The 12,801-nt window shown below is 69.8% G+C and carries 10 protein-coding genes; 5 read left to right on the top strand and 5 right to left on the bottom strand.

All coding sequences use genetic code 11. The features are described 5' to 3' along the window. Positions 1-125: 125 nt before the first annotated feature. Positions 126-593, top strand: a complete 468-nt coding sequence (locus tag K7W41_RS17250; RefSeq protein WP_224611196.1) for a hypothetical protein — start codon at positions 126-128, stop codon at positions 591-593. 239 nt (positions 594-832) lie between these two features. Here the strand turns inward: K7W41_RS17250 and K7W41_RS17245 are convergent, their stop codons facing one another. After that, positions 833-1,339 (bottom strand): hypothetical protein, encoded by a 507-nt coding sequence (locus K7W41_RS17245; protein ID WP_224611195.1) that lies wholly within the window; start codon positions 1,337-1,339, stop codon positions 833-835. A gap of 209 nt (positions 1,340-1,548) precedes the next feature. Further along, positions 1,549-2,274, bottom strand: a complete 726-nt coding sequence (locus K7W41_RS17240; protein WP_224611193.1) for a ZIP family metal transporter — start codon at positions 2,272-2,274, stop codon at positions 1,549-1,551. Between the two features lie 416 nt (positions 2,275-2,690). On the opposite strand from K7W41_RS17240, the gene K7W41_RS17235 reads away from it, so the two are divergent. Beyond that, the gene (locus K7W41_RS17235; protein WP_224611191.1) at positions 2,691-3,737 is read left to right on the top strand and encodes an esterase/lipase family protein; all 1,047 of its coding nucleotides are present in this window, start codon (positions 2,691-2,693) and stop codon (positions 3,735-3,737) included. A gap of 380 nt (positions 3,738-4,117) precedes the next feature. Here K7W41_RS17235 and K7W41_RS17230 read toward each other — a convergent pair whose 3' ends face one another. Next, positions 4,118-6,832, bottom strand: coding sequence for a LuxR C-terminal-related transcriptional regulator (locus K7W41_RS17230; RefSeq protein WP_224611189.1), 2,715 nt, complete (start codon positions 6,830-6,832; stop codon positions 4,118-4,120). Between the two features lie 384 nt (positions 6,833-7,216). Between K7W41_RS17230 and K7W41_RS17225 the strand changes: the two genes are divergently transcribed. Beyond that, positions 7,217-8,701, top strand: a complete 1,485-nt coding sequence (locus K7W41_RS17225; RefSeq protein ID WP_224611187.1) for a GGDEF domain-containing protein — start codon at positions 7,217-7,219, stop codon at positions 8,699-8,701. A 449-nt stretch (positions 8,702-9,150) separates the two neighbouring features. Next, the gene (locus K7W41_RS17220; protein WP_224611177.1) at positions 9,151-9,912 is read left to right on the top strand and encodes a M90 family metallopeptidase; all 762 of its coding nucleotides are present in this window, start codon (positions 9,151-9,153) and stop codon (positions 9,910-9,912) included. A 109-nt stretch (positions 9,913-10,021) separates the two neighbouring features. Here the strand turns inward: K7W41_RS17220 and K7W41_RS23855 are convergent, their stop codons facing one another. Then, positions 10,022-10,150 carry a hypothetical protein gene (locus K7W41_RS23855; RefSeq protein WP_449508527.1) on the bottom strand — a complete coding sequence of 43 codons (129 nt, stop codon included), beginning with the start codon at positions 10,148-10,150 and terminating at the stop codon, positions 10,022-10,024. Continuing rightward, positions 10,095-10,937 (bottom strand): EamA family transporter, encoded by an 843-nt coding sequence (locus K7W41_RS17215; RefSeq protein WP_380059132.1) that lies wholly within the window; start codon positions 10,935-10,937, stop codon positions 10,095-10,097. The genes K7W41_RS23855 and K7W41_RS17215 overlap by 56 nt, the downstream gene beginning before the upstream one ends. 817 nt (positions 10,938-11,754) lie before the next feature. Here K7W41_RS17215 and K7W41_RS17210 point away from each other — a divergent pair. Next, complete coding sequence (locus K7W41_RS17210; protein ID WP_224611175.1) at positions 11,755-12,651, top strand: hypothetical protein; 897 nt, start codon at positions 11,755-11,757, stop codon at positions 12,649-12,651. The last annotated feature ends 150 nt before the right edge of the window (positions 12,652-12,801 follow it).

The raw sequence follows: 12,801 nt of genomic DNA, 5'->3' as shown, positions 1-12,801 counted from the left end.
CTCGATCACGTGGTCAGCGACAGCTTCATTGGGAGTTGTGTGCGCGGTGGCAACTTCAACGGCACCGACCACACATGGACCGAATGCCAGGTGGCCCGACCTTGAGGGGGCGTAAGATACGCGCCATGAAGCCGTTCCTGCCTCTCGGTCTTGCAGCGCTGTTCCTCCTCGGCTTGACCGGCTGCGTGAACAGCTCTTCTTCGCCCTTTTCTCCGCCCGGCCCGAACAGCGGCGTGGTCAATGGCGGCACAGTCCAGCTCACGGTGCCGCAAGGCACCACCCGCACGGGCACAGTGACCATCAATTACGGACCTGTGCCCACGGGCACGCCGCTGATCTGGAGCAAGTCCAACGAGGCCGCAGCCCAGCATCCGGATCCCAATGTCATCTACGTCTCCCCGGAAGGCATCACCTACACCGTTCCAGCACGGACCTTCACCACCGGGACTTCGCACACCACCACCGTGAATGTGACGGTCCCCTCCACAGTGGCCGTCGGCACCCGCTCCACAGCCCTGCTGGGCCTGACGCGCACCGACGTACCCGCCGGACCTGGCCCCGTTGGTTTCGTGGTCACCGTCACAGCTCCCTAAACGGCGCTTCAGAGCCGCGCCGTACCCCACACCACGGGAGTACGGCGCAGCGTTTTTCCTGAAACGGAACTCTCTGGCGTGGATCCTCACTTCCTGAGATCGTTCAATACCCAGAAAATGCTGAATCCTGATGTGTAGTGGGAAGGCGACCCACATCACACTCAGGCCGACTGGATGGATGATCTGCCAGGGTACGACTGTGTAGGCCAGCAGGACAGCGTCCACCACCAGGAAGGGGCCTACTGAAGGAGCGTAGCGGAGCGCCCGCGAAGTGTGTTTCCCTCCTGCTGGACAACCTGGGCATAGGCCTGGGCTGCGGCGTTGTACCGGGCGCGGGCTGCCCGCGCCGCCTCTTCTGCGCCTCCCAGGGCCTGGGCAGCGACCCTGAGGGCGTTCAGTGCGGCCTCCTCATCTGCCCGTGGGTCCGCGGCTTCTGCCTGTGAACCGTCCAGCGGCGACTCCCCCGTATCCGGCGACTGTTCCACCTCGTCCGGGACGTCTACCTGCACGTCCAGCTGCCCAGGTCCAATGCCCTCAATCAGGCGCGTGCCTGCGGTCTGGGGTCCGGCCCGGTTGGTGGTGCGCACGGGCGTACCGCTCTGGACATACTGCGCCGCCAGCCGCAACGCCTCATCTATGCCCATGCTGCTCCGGTGACAGTTGGTCGAATCGAAGCTGAAGTCCAAACAGGTCAACTGCGCCGTGATGCTGACCGCCGTGGGGTCGCCCAGCGGCTCTCCGCTCATCTGTTTCAGGGCGTAGCCGAACGCCCCAGCCACCCGCCCCACTTCATGGGGTTCCGTCAGGGAAGGTGACAGAAGCCCTTGTGGGGGATCCGCAGAGCGGCGCAGCAGAGGGAGCAGCGAGTGGGGCGTCCCAGACGACGTTTCTTCCATAAGACACTCGCCACGCTTGAACACTGTCCGAACCATTGGGGAAGACACGAAGCGCCTTTTCACAAGTGGCTGAGGGTAAAGGCGGCGAGGAAGCCGCAGGTCGTGGCCAGCCCAATCACCGCGCCCCCTTCTTCGTAGGCTTCCGGCAGCATGGTGGACGACAGCATGGTCAAAATGGCGCCCGCCGCAAAGGCCTGAATCCCCGCCACCAGATTGGCGTCGGCGTGGCGCAGCAGCGTAAAGCCCAGGCCCGCAGCCACCGCGCTCAGCAGGGCGATGGCGCTCCACATGCCCAGGATATGCAGCGGGGCGTGGCCCGCGCGCTTCAGGCCCACGCTGGCGCTGAGGCTCTCGGGGATGTTACTCAGGAACACCGCCGCCAGAAACACCCAGCCCACCTTACCGCCCGCCAGCAGGCCCACCCCGATGGCCACCGATTCCGGCACACCGTCCATCAGGCTGCCCAGCACAATGGCCGACGCCGCGCCGGCCTCCTGCTGGCCACCACTGCGTTTGCGGTGCCGACCACCCGCGCGGCCTATCATCAGGTCGCCCAGAAAAAAGGCGAGGGCGCCCAGCAGCAGCCCGGTGGCAGCCGCGTCAAAGCCCCCTTTGCCCAGGGCCTCGTCCATCAGCTCAAAGGCCACGCTGCTGACCAGCACGCCGGCGCCCAGCGCCATGATGAGGGCCACCACCTTTTTGCTGATGGGCGCGTACAGCCCCAGCAGGGCTCCCACCACCAGCGACGAACCCCCAGCCAGCCCCCACAGCGCCGCAGTCCACATGGAGGAATTGTTCCACCGCTCCTGGGGTCCACCGTGAGCGGGCCCTGGGGGCAACCCTGAAGCTTGGGCCCGCAGGATCAGGGCAGACGGTGGGCTCAACCAAGGCGGGCGGCCTGTGACAGCGGTATTCCGTTCCGCCTTGGGGAGAAAAGCACCCCCCTCAACGCCACTCCAACCACTGTCTATCGCGGTCAATCGCTCCGCTCGCCCCACATCACCTGAAGGTAAACCCTTTAGGTGATGTGGTTACCGCTATGACACCGCCCCCTGCTGCGGGGCCACCAGTGACAGATGTACCGGGTCGGTGCCGCCGGTTGACCCCCCACGCCTGCACCTGGGCCGCCCGCCGCGCCGTGCCTAGACTCACCGCATCTCGTTCACAGCGCCGCGCCTGACCCAGCGGCGCAGGAGGATCTATGACCCGGAGCCTGACCCCCGCCTTGACCCTGAGCGCCCTGCTGCTTGCCGGCTGCGCTTCGGTGGCCCCCTTGCCCACCCCAGCGGCGCAGACAGCGCCGGCGGTTTCAGACGCGCTGGCAGCCCAGCCGACGCCCGCAGACGCCACAGCGCTGCAGGCCCAGGCGGTCGCCCCGGCGGACTTTGTGCTGCTGATTCGCGGCCTGGAGCCCTTTTACTCGCCCAGTGCCCACAAGGACAACAGCGTGACCCCTGCAGGCTGCGACACCTATTTCAGGGACATGATTCAGTACTTTTACAACCAGGACGCGCTGTGGGGCAGCAAGCTGCGGACGGTGGGCTTTTACGACAAGCAGGCGCCGAGCAGCTGTTACGTCAACCTCAAGGACGTGCGCCCGCCCAAGCCCTACTCCAGCAACCTGCTGCTGGAGAACAGGACCTTCACCAACGACACGTCCATCGTGCAGCTGGGGCAGCGCCTGGCGTGGTGGGTGTACACCAACTACACCGCCAAGGGCTACACGGTGAGCCTGGTGGGGCATTCGCTGGGCGGTTTGGTGGCGCGGGTGGCGGTGGGGGCCAGCGGGAAAGACCCGCGCTTTCCCCCCACCCTGGCGGTGAAAACCATGATGACCCTCAACACGCCGAACAATGGGGCCACGTTTGCGTCGCTGGCCAACAACGTGACGTGGTCGTGCAACACCCAGTGCAAGGAAATGACGCCGGGCTCCGACTTCTTGCGGGTGCTGAACACCGACTGGGACAGTGGCAACAGCGGCGTGAAATACCGCTTCAACCTGGGCGGCAGCAACGACTACGTGGTGGGCGACACCCGCTCAAGCGCCATTGGCGGCACGGGCAGCGCCTGCTATTACACCAACCCGTCGTTTGACCACGGCAGCATCCTGACCGACCCCTCCGGACGCGAAGACGCCACCATGAAGTGCTGGAATGACCGCCGCACGGCCTACACCCAGGCGCCAGTGACAGCCACCGGCCAGCGCCACCCCCTGAGTTCCACCTTCCTGTGGGCCACCTCGCCCTGAGCACAGAGGTGCAGGAGAGGGCGCAAGTGCCCCTTTCCTGCACCTCCGGGAGCCCAGACGCCCATATGGATGCCGGGTGAACCGTTCCAAAACCTGTTCAACCTGAGCCGACCTGCCAAGCGGCGCCGAGGGGCGGTCACGGGTGGTCTGGACGCCGGAGGAAGCGGCGGGCTCCCGATTCGCCCATGGCATGAACAGAGAGTGAATCAGGAACAGGCGGCGGCCCCACGCCGCGCCTCAAGCTGCCTGGGGCCGGCCTGGCGAGGGCGGCGCGAAGGTACTTTTAGCTGTGCGTGTCCCGCTGGGCACGAGCCGGGTCAAGCACAGGGAAAGTCGCTGTCCAGTACCGGCAGCGGCGCGGGTGGGGGCTCTCCCCTGCCCTATTCCCCGTCCTTCACCAGCCCCAGGGCCAGGACAGCGCTGAGGGCCTGGGTGCGGTTGCGCACCCCCAGCTTGGCGTAAGCGGCGCTGAGGTAATTGCGCACGGTGGTTTCGGAGAGGCCCAGCAGGGACGCGATACGTTTGTTGGGATGGCCGCCCCGCAACAGGCGCAGCACGTCGAGTTCGCGGGGGGTCAGGTCGGTGGGCGGCGTCTGGGCGCCTGGACCCAGCGGGCCGGGCTGGGGCGCGGCGGCCAGCGCTGGCCCAGTGTGCCCCCCAGCCTCTGCCGGGGCCTGGACAGCGCGCGCCAGGGCCTGGGTGATGGCGTGCTGGGCGCCGTCCGTGGGGAGCGCGCTGGCCCGCGCCAAGACGTCCGGGGCCAGCCGCGCACGCACCCCGGCCTGCAGACGGAGGCGATCTGCGTCGTCCACCCAGACGTCACCCAGGCGGTGTTCCTGGGCCAGGGCGTCGCCAGCGGCCAGGGCGGCCGCCGCCTGCTGGGGCTGATCCAGGGCCAGACCGGCAGCGGCCAGGGCCAGCGCCACGTTGAGCCCCGGCGGCCAGTTGCCTGCTTCCACCAGCACAGGCCACGCGCGCCGGGCAAGGTTCAGGGCCTCGTCCAGGCGGCCCTGGCGCGCCACAACCAAGGCCAGAATCGCCTGGACCTGCGCAATGTCACCAGCCCAGCCCAGGCGACCAAACAACGCGGTGGCCGCCCGGTAGGCGCGCTCGGCCGCTTCATCCTCATTCAGCACGGCCTCGGCGTCGCCGAGGTTGTACAGCAAGATGGCCTGCGCGGTCAGGTCATGCTGGGCGCGCATGGCCTGCAGCGCGGCCTGAAACAGTGGCCGGGCCCGGCCCGGGTCCCGGAAAACATTCATCCACAGCAGGCCCAGGCGCGACTGCGCGACCGCCCGCCCGTGTTCAGCGCCCAGCACCTCGGCCAGATGCAGACTCTCCTCGTAGGCGGCGCGCGCCCGCTCGGGCTCACCGCCCGCCTTGAGCACGTCGCCCAGGGTCACGGCCGTCAGCATCTCCTGATAGGGCTGCGGACCCGCCCGGTACGAGCTGAGGGCCGCTTCCAGCAGGGCGGTGGCCCGCGCCAGTTGCCCGGCGTCCAGGGCGGCGCGGGCCAGCAGCACCTGCGCGCTGGCCTGCAGGGCCGGCAAGCCCGCGTCCCCGGCCAGGGCCAGCGCGGCCTCAGCAAGTTCCAGGCAGCCCGGCTCGGCGGCCATCAGGCGCCGTCCGCCTTCGGCGAGCAGCACGCGGACATGAAGCTCCGGGTCCAGGGTGGCGGCCGTGGCCCGCGTGGCCCCCAGCAGGGCGCGGGCTTCAGCCATGTGGCCCTGGCGCGCCAGCAGGAGGCCTGCTGCGGTGCCCGCGCGGACCCGCGCCGCTGGCGCCAGGTCGGTGCGCGCCAGCAGTTGCCGGCACCACGCCAGACCCTCGCGGCCCCGGCCGCGCTGCACCCAGGTGGCGTAGGCTTCGGCGCACAGCCGTGCGCCCCAGCTGGCGGCGTCGGGGTCGGGCGCCGGTTGGGCCGTGACCCAGACCAGCACCAGGGCCGCGCGTTCATGCGCCGCATCGAGGTGCGGGGCCAGGGCCGCTTCCTGCCCAGCCGCCACCCGCTGGTCCAGGTCCCGCAGCACCAGCGCCGCGAGGGCCAGCACCGCCGCGCGGCGCTCACCCGTGTGGTCCAGGCGTTCCGCCGCGTAGGCCCGCAGGGTTTCAAGCAAGCGGAAGCGGCCGTCTGGCAGCGGCACAATCAGGCTGGATTCGGCCAGGTCCAGCAGGTCGGCGAATGTGTCGGGGGCTGGACCGGCACCCGCCATGAGCGCCTGCGCGTCTTCGGCCCCAAACGGCCCCGGAAAGACCGACAGCCAGCGAAAGAGCCGCGCCACTGGGTCAGGCAGCAACTGTTCACTCCAGCGCGCGACCTCTGCCAGGGAGCGGTGGCGCCTGGGGGCGTCGGCGGGGCCACCCTCTGGCAGCCGGGCCTGCACCTGCCCCAGCAGGGCGCGCAGGGAGAATAGCCCGGTGCGGCGCGCGGCCAGTTCCAGCGCCAGTGGCAGGCCGTCCAGGCGGCGCACCAGGTCGGTCAGCAGCGGCTCGTCCCCGGGGGCCAGGGCAAAACCGGGCACGGCCTCGCGGGCGCGTGTCAGAAACAGGGTGGCGGCGGGCGAGCCCAGCGCCGCCGCTGCGCTGCCGGGCCCGGGCAGCGCCAGAGGCTGCACCCGCCACACCCGCTCCCGCCGCAGGCCCAGGGCCCGGCGACTGGTCACCAGCACCTGCACCTCTGGCAGCGCGGCGAGCAGTTCGGCCACAGCGGGCGCGGCGCCCTGCATCTGTTCCAGATTGTCCAGCACCAGCAGGCGGGGGCGAGGGGGCAAAAAGGCCCGCAGCGCCTGCAGCGGCGGCTGAGCGCCAGACAGCCGCACGCCCAGGGCCCGCGCCGCGCCCTCGGCCAGCCGCTCGCCCTCGGTCAGGGCCGACAGGTCGGCCTCATGGACCGCCAGACCCAGCTGCGCCGCCTGCCGGGCCACCGCCGAGGCCAGGGCCGTCTTGCCCACCCCGCCGGGCCCCACCAGGGTCAGCAGCCGCGTGCCCCCGCGCAGGGCGGCCAGCAGCGCCGCTTCGTCCGCTTCGCGCCCCACCAGCTCCGGGGCCTCCTCGGGACCGGGCCAGGACACAGGCCGCAGGTGGGGCAGGCTCATGGGCGGCCGCCCCGCCGGGCCAGGGCCGCTGAACCTGGGCCGAACACGCAGTGGTTCACAGGCTCCACTCTACTGGGCGTGGCCTGGGCCTCGGCGCGGGGCCGGCGCCTGGGCACCGTGGCCCCGTTGATCCGGCGTGGGGCATCCGGACAAGGGCCACGGGGCAAACCATGGGCCGCACCCCTGGCGCCATGCCATGCTTGTTGCACCGCGCCGCCCTCCGTGTGGATCCACAGGCGCGGGGATGAACGCCGCGCCGCTGCCCATGGCCGGGGGGGGGCCGTCATTCTGGCAGGCGGGGCGGGCCCTGGACGGCGTCAGGGTTTTGTAGCAGCCCCTGCGGCAAGATGAGCGCCGTTATCTCAGCCCGTTCTCAGGAGAGCGATGCCCCGACCCAACGCCAGTTTGACCCGCATCTTCCTGCTGCTGCTCGTGGGCCTGCTGGCCCCGCTGCTGTGGCCCGGCGTCCTGCCCAACCTCTGGAGCACCCAGGGCTTTTCGGCCGATCACCACCACGACTGGGCGCCCTCGCTGGTTCTCCTGCACGTGGGCAGCGATCTGCTGATTGGTCTGGCGTATACCGTGATTGCCGGCCTGCTGGCCCTGATGGTCTCCCGCAACCGCGAACACCTGCCCTTTGACTGGGTGGTGCTGGCCTTTGGGCTGTTTATTGTGGCCTGCGGCCTGACGCATGTGATGCACGTGCTGGTGCGCATTTATCCGGCCTACTGGCTGGACGGGTACCTCCGGGCCATGACGGCTATCGTGAGCGTGGCCACCGCCGCTGCCCTGCCGCCCCTGATGCCGAAAGTCCGGGCGGCGCTGCAGGCCACGGCCGCCCTGCAGCGCAAGGAGCAGGAATTGCAGCAGGCCCTGACCCGCAACGTGGCCCTGCTGGAAATGGTGCAGCTGTCGGGGCAGCCAGGGGACGTGCTGGCCACCGCCGAGCAGGTGCTGCTGAAGTTCCGCGACGCCCTGGCCGCAGACTGGCTGGGCATTGCGGTGCAGGAGGGCGATCAGGCGCGGCTCACCCGTGTCTGGCATTCAGGGCGCGCCACCGGCGCCCTGACCCAGACGGAGCTGCCGCCCGTTCCCCGGGGGACAGGCCTGGCGTGGCTGGCCATTGAGGCGCAGGCCCCGGTGTACATCGCGGACTACGCCGCGCATCCGCGCGCCCACCCGATGTATGTCCAAGAAGGGTTATCGGCGGTGGCCCTTTTGCCGCTCTTTGACGCCACGACGGGCCAGACCACCGTTCTGATCGTCAGCAGGGTGCACGCGGTAGGCCCCTGGACGGCGGAGGAGCAGCAGCTGTTCGAGGCGGCGCGGGTGGCGCTGCTCGTGGCCATGGAACGCCAGCACCACCTGTACCGCCTGGAAACGGCGGCCCTGCAAGACGCGCTGACTGGACTGGGCAACCGCCGGGCCTTTGAACTGGACCTGAAAGCCGAGGTGGCCAGCGCCCGGCGCCACGGCTACGCCTTTGGCCTGATGATGATGGACCTCGACGGCCTGAAGACCGTCAACGACGAGTTGGGCCACGACGCGGGGGACCAGTTGCTGCGGCTGTTCGGGCAGGGCCTGCGCCAGCAGCAACGGGCCGAGGACCGCTGCTACCGCCTGGGGGGCGACGAGTTTGCCGTTCTGCTGCCCCACAGCCCGCCCAGCGCCGCCGCGCCCCTGCTGCGCCGCACGGAGCAGCTGATGGCCCACGTGCAGGCGCAGGGCTTCGCCGCCGCTGGCGTGAGCGTAGGCATTGCGTTTTTTCCAGACGAGCGCCTGGGCCCCGAGGACCTGATGCGCCTGGCCGATGAGCGGCTGTACGCCATGAAAGCCCAGCACCGCCGCGCCCGCACCGGGCAGGGGTAACACGGCTTTCGAAAACTTCCGTCACGCGTAACGGAAGTTTTCCGACCCGAGGAACTCGCAGAGCGGCAGTCTGCATGCGGGGCGCTCTGGTCGCACGACACCGCCAGCCGAGCAGGTGAGCCCACCAGGCCGGGCGGGCCCAGCGGATGGTCACGGCCGCCAGCAACAGGGCCGTGACAAGTCCTGCCCCTACGTGCCAGCGGCCGGCGCCAGGGGCAGGTGAAGGGTGGGGTGGTTCCGCCCAGGGGAGGAAAGCACCCCCTGGGCGTCACGCCAACCGCCCGCTGTGGCGGTCACTCGCGGCGCTCGCCACAGATGAGCTGAAGCGTTCACCTTCAGGTCATGGTGCGGGGGCCGCCCGGGGCTGGGCCCCCACCTGCCACACCCTTCCATGCTATGTTTTTTAAAGCAGTTTGCGAATTGGCACGCCTGTGCCTTGTGGAGGCCCTATGTTGACGTTCCTGCGCCGTCATGCGCTGCTCAAACACCCTTTTCCGGCCGCTTGGCTGGCGGTGCTGCGCCGCCTGCCCTGGTACGCCCGCCTGGACCCAGACCTGCAGCGGCGGCTGCAGGGCCGCATTCAGATTTTCCTGGCCGAAAAGACCTTCGAGGGCTGCGGCGGCCTGGACGTCACCGACGCCATGCGGGTCACGGTGGCGGCGCAGGCCTGCCGCCTGGAACTGCACCACGACCCCAGCCACTTTCCGCACTGCAGCACGGTTTATCTGTACCCGGATGCCTTTGTGTCCCCTGTGACCCAGGTGCTGCCCGGCGGCGTGATGGCGCAGGTGCCCACCGCGCGCATTGGGGAGTCGTGGCACCGGGGCGGCGTGGTGCTGGCCTGGAGCGCTGTGGAGGCCAGCACCTGGGCCGAATGGACTGGGCGCAACGTCGTGCTGCACGAATTTGCCCACCAGCTCGACAGTGGCAGCGGCGCGGTGGACGGCGCGCCGCTGCTGCGCAACCGTGCGGCCTACGCCCGCTGGGCGCAGGTGGTCAGCGGCGCCCTGACCCGGCTGCGTGCCCACCTCGCCTGGGGCGAAGCCCCCATTGATCCGTACGCGGCGCAGAGTCCGGCCGAGTTTTTTGCTGTGACCACAGAACTGTACTTTGAAGCCCCGCAGCTCCTGCATGCCTTCGACCCGGCGCTGCACCAGCTGCTGGAAGATTACTACGGCGCTTTTCCCGAAGCCGGGGCCCAGGCCGCCTGACCGAGCCCCAGCCGCTCCACCCGGCCCCGCAGCGGCTTCGCACGGGGCTGCGCGGCGTCCAGGCTTGATGGGGGCCGGCGCCCCAGGGATCACCGCACCGGGGCCCTGCCTAACGGCGCCACCACCGCCCGCCAAACACATGCAGCGCCAGCCCCGCAAAGACCAGGGCGGCGCCCAGGACCTTACCCGGCGGAAACGTTTCCTGGTAGGCCAGGGCGCTGGCCAGCAACCCAAACACGGGCACCAGCAGTGACAGAGGCGCCACGCGGGCCGCGCCGTGCCGCTGGATCAGCGCGGGCCGCGCCGTGCCGCTGGATCAGCGCGGCCCACACCCCGAAACCCAGCACAGTATTGCCCAGGCCCATGAACACCACCGCCGCCCAGAATCCGGCGCTGCTGTGGACCAAGGTGCGCGCCACCGCGTCCCAGCCGCTGGTGAGCCCAGCGAGCAGTGCCAGCGGCACCGGCGGAATCAGGGCGCTCCAGATCACCAGCGAGAACATGTTGACCCCGCCCGACGCCCGGACCAGCAGGTTGCTGACCGCCCAGCCCAGCGCGGCCAGCAGCGTCAGAAGCAGGCTGGGCACGGTGAGGTCCCCGCCGGACAGGGCCCCGATCACGCCCATACCGCTGAACGCCAGCAGGATGCCCAGCACCTGCCAGGGCTGCACCCGTTCGCCCAGCACCCAGGCCGCCAGCAGCGCCGTGAAGAATGCCTGCATCTGCATCAGCAGTGAGCCCAGGCCTGCACTCATGCCCAGCTGAATGGCGAGGTACAGCAGCCCAAATTGCACCACGCCCACCGCCAGGCCATAGCCCCACAGCAGGCGGGCGGGCAGGCGCGGGCGCGGCACGAACCACACCGCCGGCAGGGCGGCCACCAGAAAGCGCAGGGCGGCCACCAGCAGGGGCGGGGCGCCTGCGACACTCCACTTGATCACCACAAAATTCACGCCCCAGATGCCGGTGATCAGCAGGGCCAGCAGCAGCGCGCGGGTGTTCAGGGGAGCCGTCACACCCGTCATGCGCGGGAGTATAAGGTCCGCCGCTGGCGCGGCCCAGTGGTTGGGTAGAACAGGACCTGCGGCACGAAGGGCAACCGGCCCAGCAGCGCCGCTTCCGTGGCCCTGCCATGGCTCGCTCCAGTGCCACAGCAGACACATGGCGACGCCCCACCAACGCCCGGTGTGCAGGGGGTCCCACAGGCTGTGCAGCACGTCCCCCAGGGCCAGCGGCCACGGCCGCCACCACCGCGAGGCTGACCGCCAGCCATTCCACCGCCACGCGGCTGGGGAGCAGGGTAGCCGGGCAGCCGCTGCAGCCAGGGAATGACCGGTTGGGTGAGCGGCGCGCGGCTGCGGGGCAGATTGGGAATGACGATCACAGCAGCGGCCCACTCCACCCTGGGTCCGGACGGCCGCCCCTTCATGCCGGCCACAGAACGTGGGGTGGGCGGCACACCCTTCATTTGCCTTATAGCGGTCACCACATGATCTGAAGGTGAACCCTTCAGGTCATCTAGGGCGAGCAGAGCGAGTGACCGCGACAGACAGCGGTTGGCATGGCGTTGAGGACATCGTCAGCAGCGTGGACAGCAGGCCCACCAGCGCGCGCAGCGGCCAAATGCCCGGCACCTGCAGCGGCCCGCTGGGTGTGAGCACGTCGGCCAGGGCGGCCACGGGCCAGGGGATTTGAAGCGCAGGGGCTTGGCAGAAGTCACGCTGTACAGCTGTCCGCTTTTGCGTCTGGCGTGGACGGTGTGGGCCGGGGCCGCCCGTCTGGTCTGGCCCTTGAGCGGCCCCACAGGGCCAGCGGCAACACCGGGGGCCCTAGTATTGGCCCATGACCGGCCACCTCAGCCCCGATCATGACCAGACGCGGCGCCTGCTGCGCGCGCTGCGGGACTATGACCTGGACACGCTGCTGGGGGCGCTGGGGCCGCCTTCAGGCCACCCGCGCGCCGCCGCGCTGCGCTACGTGCGGCTGCTGCCTTTTTTTCAGCAGGCCCGGCGCGAGGGCCTGGACCTGCAGCGGCCTCCCGCGCAGTTTCACGACTGGGCCACTCGGGTGTCGTTCAGTCAGGATGGCCCGCCGGTCAAGCCCAACACGGCCCGCGCCCGCCTGAGCGCGCTGCACGGGCTGTATGAAGCCCTGCTGGACCACGGGGTTCTCAGCAGCAACCCGCTGCGCGGCCTGCGCCGCCCGCCCCAGGAGCGGCGTGATACCCCGCCCCCACCGCGCCAGACCATTGAGGCCCTGATTCGCGCCAGCCGCTCGAACGCGGCGCTGCACGCGGCGCTGACCCTGCTGTACCACCATGCCTTTCGCCTGGAGGAACTGCTGGCCTTAAAGTGGCAGGCGGTGCGCCTGAACCCCGGTGAGGTGCTGCGGGCCCACAGCATCACCCGGCTGGACGACGCCAGTGTGGCCAGCCTGCTGCGCTGGCAGGGCCAGCAGGGCGGAATATTCCACACCCCCCAGGCGCGGGTTTTTCCTTACCACACCCCCTACGAGCTGCGGCAGGCGGCGTATCTGGCCAGCCTGGATGCGGGTGTGCGGCTGATGCCGCTGCGCGAGCTGCGCCGGGCCTCGCTGCGCGACTTCGAGCACACCTCTGAATCGGCCGGGTATGCCGATGACCAGACTGGCTTTCAGAACGCGCTGGCCCTCGCGCGCGGGCTGGCCGACACCCTGCAGGGCCCCGGGTCAGACCCCGATGGGACCCAGGACGGCGCTTGATCTGTTCTTGAGGCTCATGAAGGCTGGGCGCCAGAATGGCTCAGGACAGCCTAGGCCCCGTCTCATCCCTCCACCCGTTACATCCCGACAGACTTGCCGGCAAGGAACGGGGTGCGCCCTGGTGCGCGCCGCTTCCGGCTTTAGGGAGGT

The organism is Deinococcus multiflagellatus, assembly GCF_020166415.1.
GTDB lineage: Bacteria > Deinococcota > Deinococci > Deinococcales > Deinococcaceae > Deinococcus > Deinococcus multiflagellatus.
This window is presented reverse-complemented; position numbering and strand designations above follow the sequence as displayed.

Bases quoted from the DNA above. Each gene is read 5' to 3' on its own strand.
- K7W41_RS17250 (WP_224611196.1), top strand. From the start codon at position 126: ATGAAGCCGTTCCTGCCTCTCGGTCTTGCAGCGCTGTTCCTCCTCGGC.
- K7W41_RS17245 (WP_224611195.1), bottom strand. From the start codon at position 1,339: ATGAGCGGAGAGCCGCTGGGCGACCCCACGGCGGTCAGCATCACGGCG.
- K7W41_RS17240 (WP_224611193.1), bottom strand. From the start codon at position 2,274: ATGTGGACTGCGGCGCTGTGGGGGCTGGCTGGGGGTTCGTCGCTGGTG.
- K7W41_RS17235 (WP_224611191.1), top strand. From the start codon at position 2,691: ATGACCCGGAGCCTGACCCCCGCCTTGACCCTGAGCGCCCTGCTGCTT.
- K7W41_RS17230 (WP_224611189.1), bottom strand. From the start codon at position 6,832: ATGAGCCTGCCCCACCTGCGGCCTGTGTCCTGGCCCGGTCCCGAGGAG.
- K7W41_RS17225 (WP_224611187.1), top strand. From the start codon at position 7,217: ATGCCCCGACCCAACGCCAGTTTGACCCGCATCTTCCTGCTGCTGCTC.
- K7W41_RS17220 (WP_224611177.1), top strand. From the start codon at position 9,151: ATGTTGACGTTCCTGCGCCGTCATGCGCTGCTCAAACACCCTTTTCCG.
- K7W41_RS17215 (WP_380059132.1), bottom strand. From the start codon at position 10,937: ATGACGGGTGTGACGGCTCCCCTGAACACCCGCGCGCTGCTGCTGGCC.
- K7W41_RS17210 (WP_224611175.1), top strand. From the start codon at position 11,755: ATGACCGGCCACCTCAGCCCCGATCATGACCAGACGCGGCGCCTGCTG.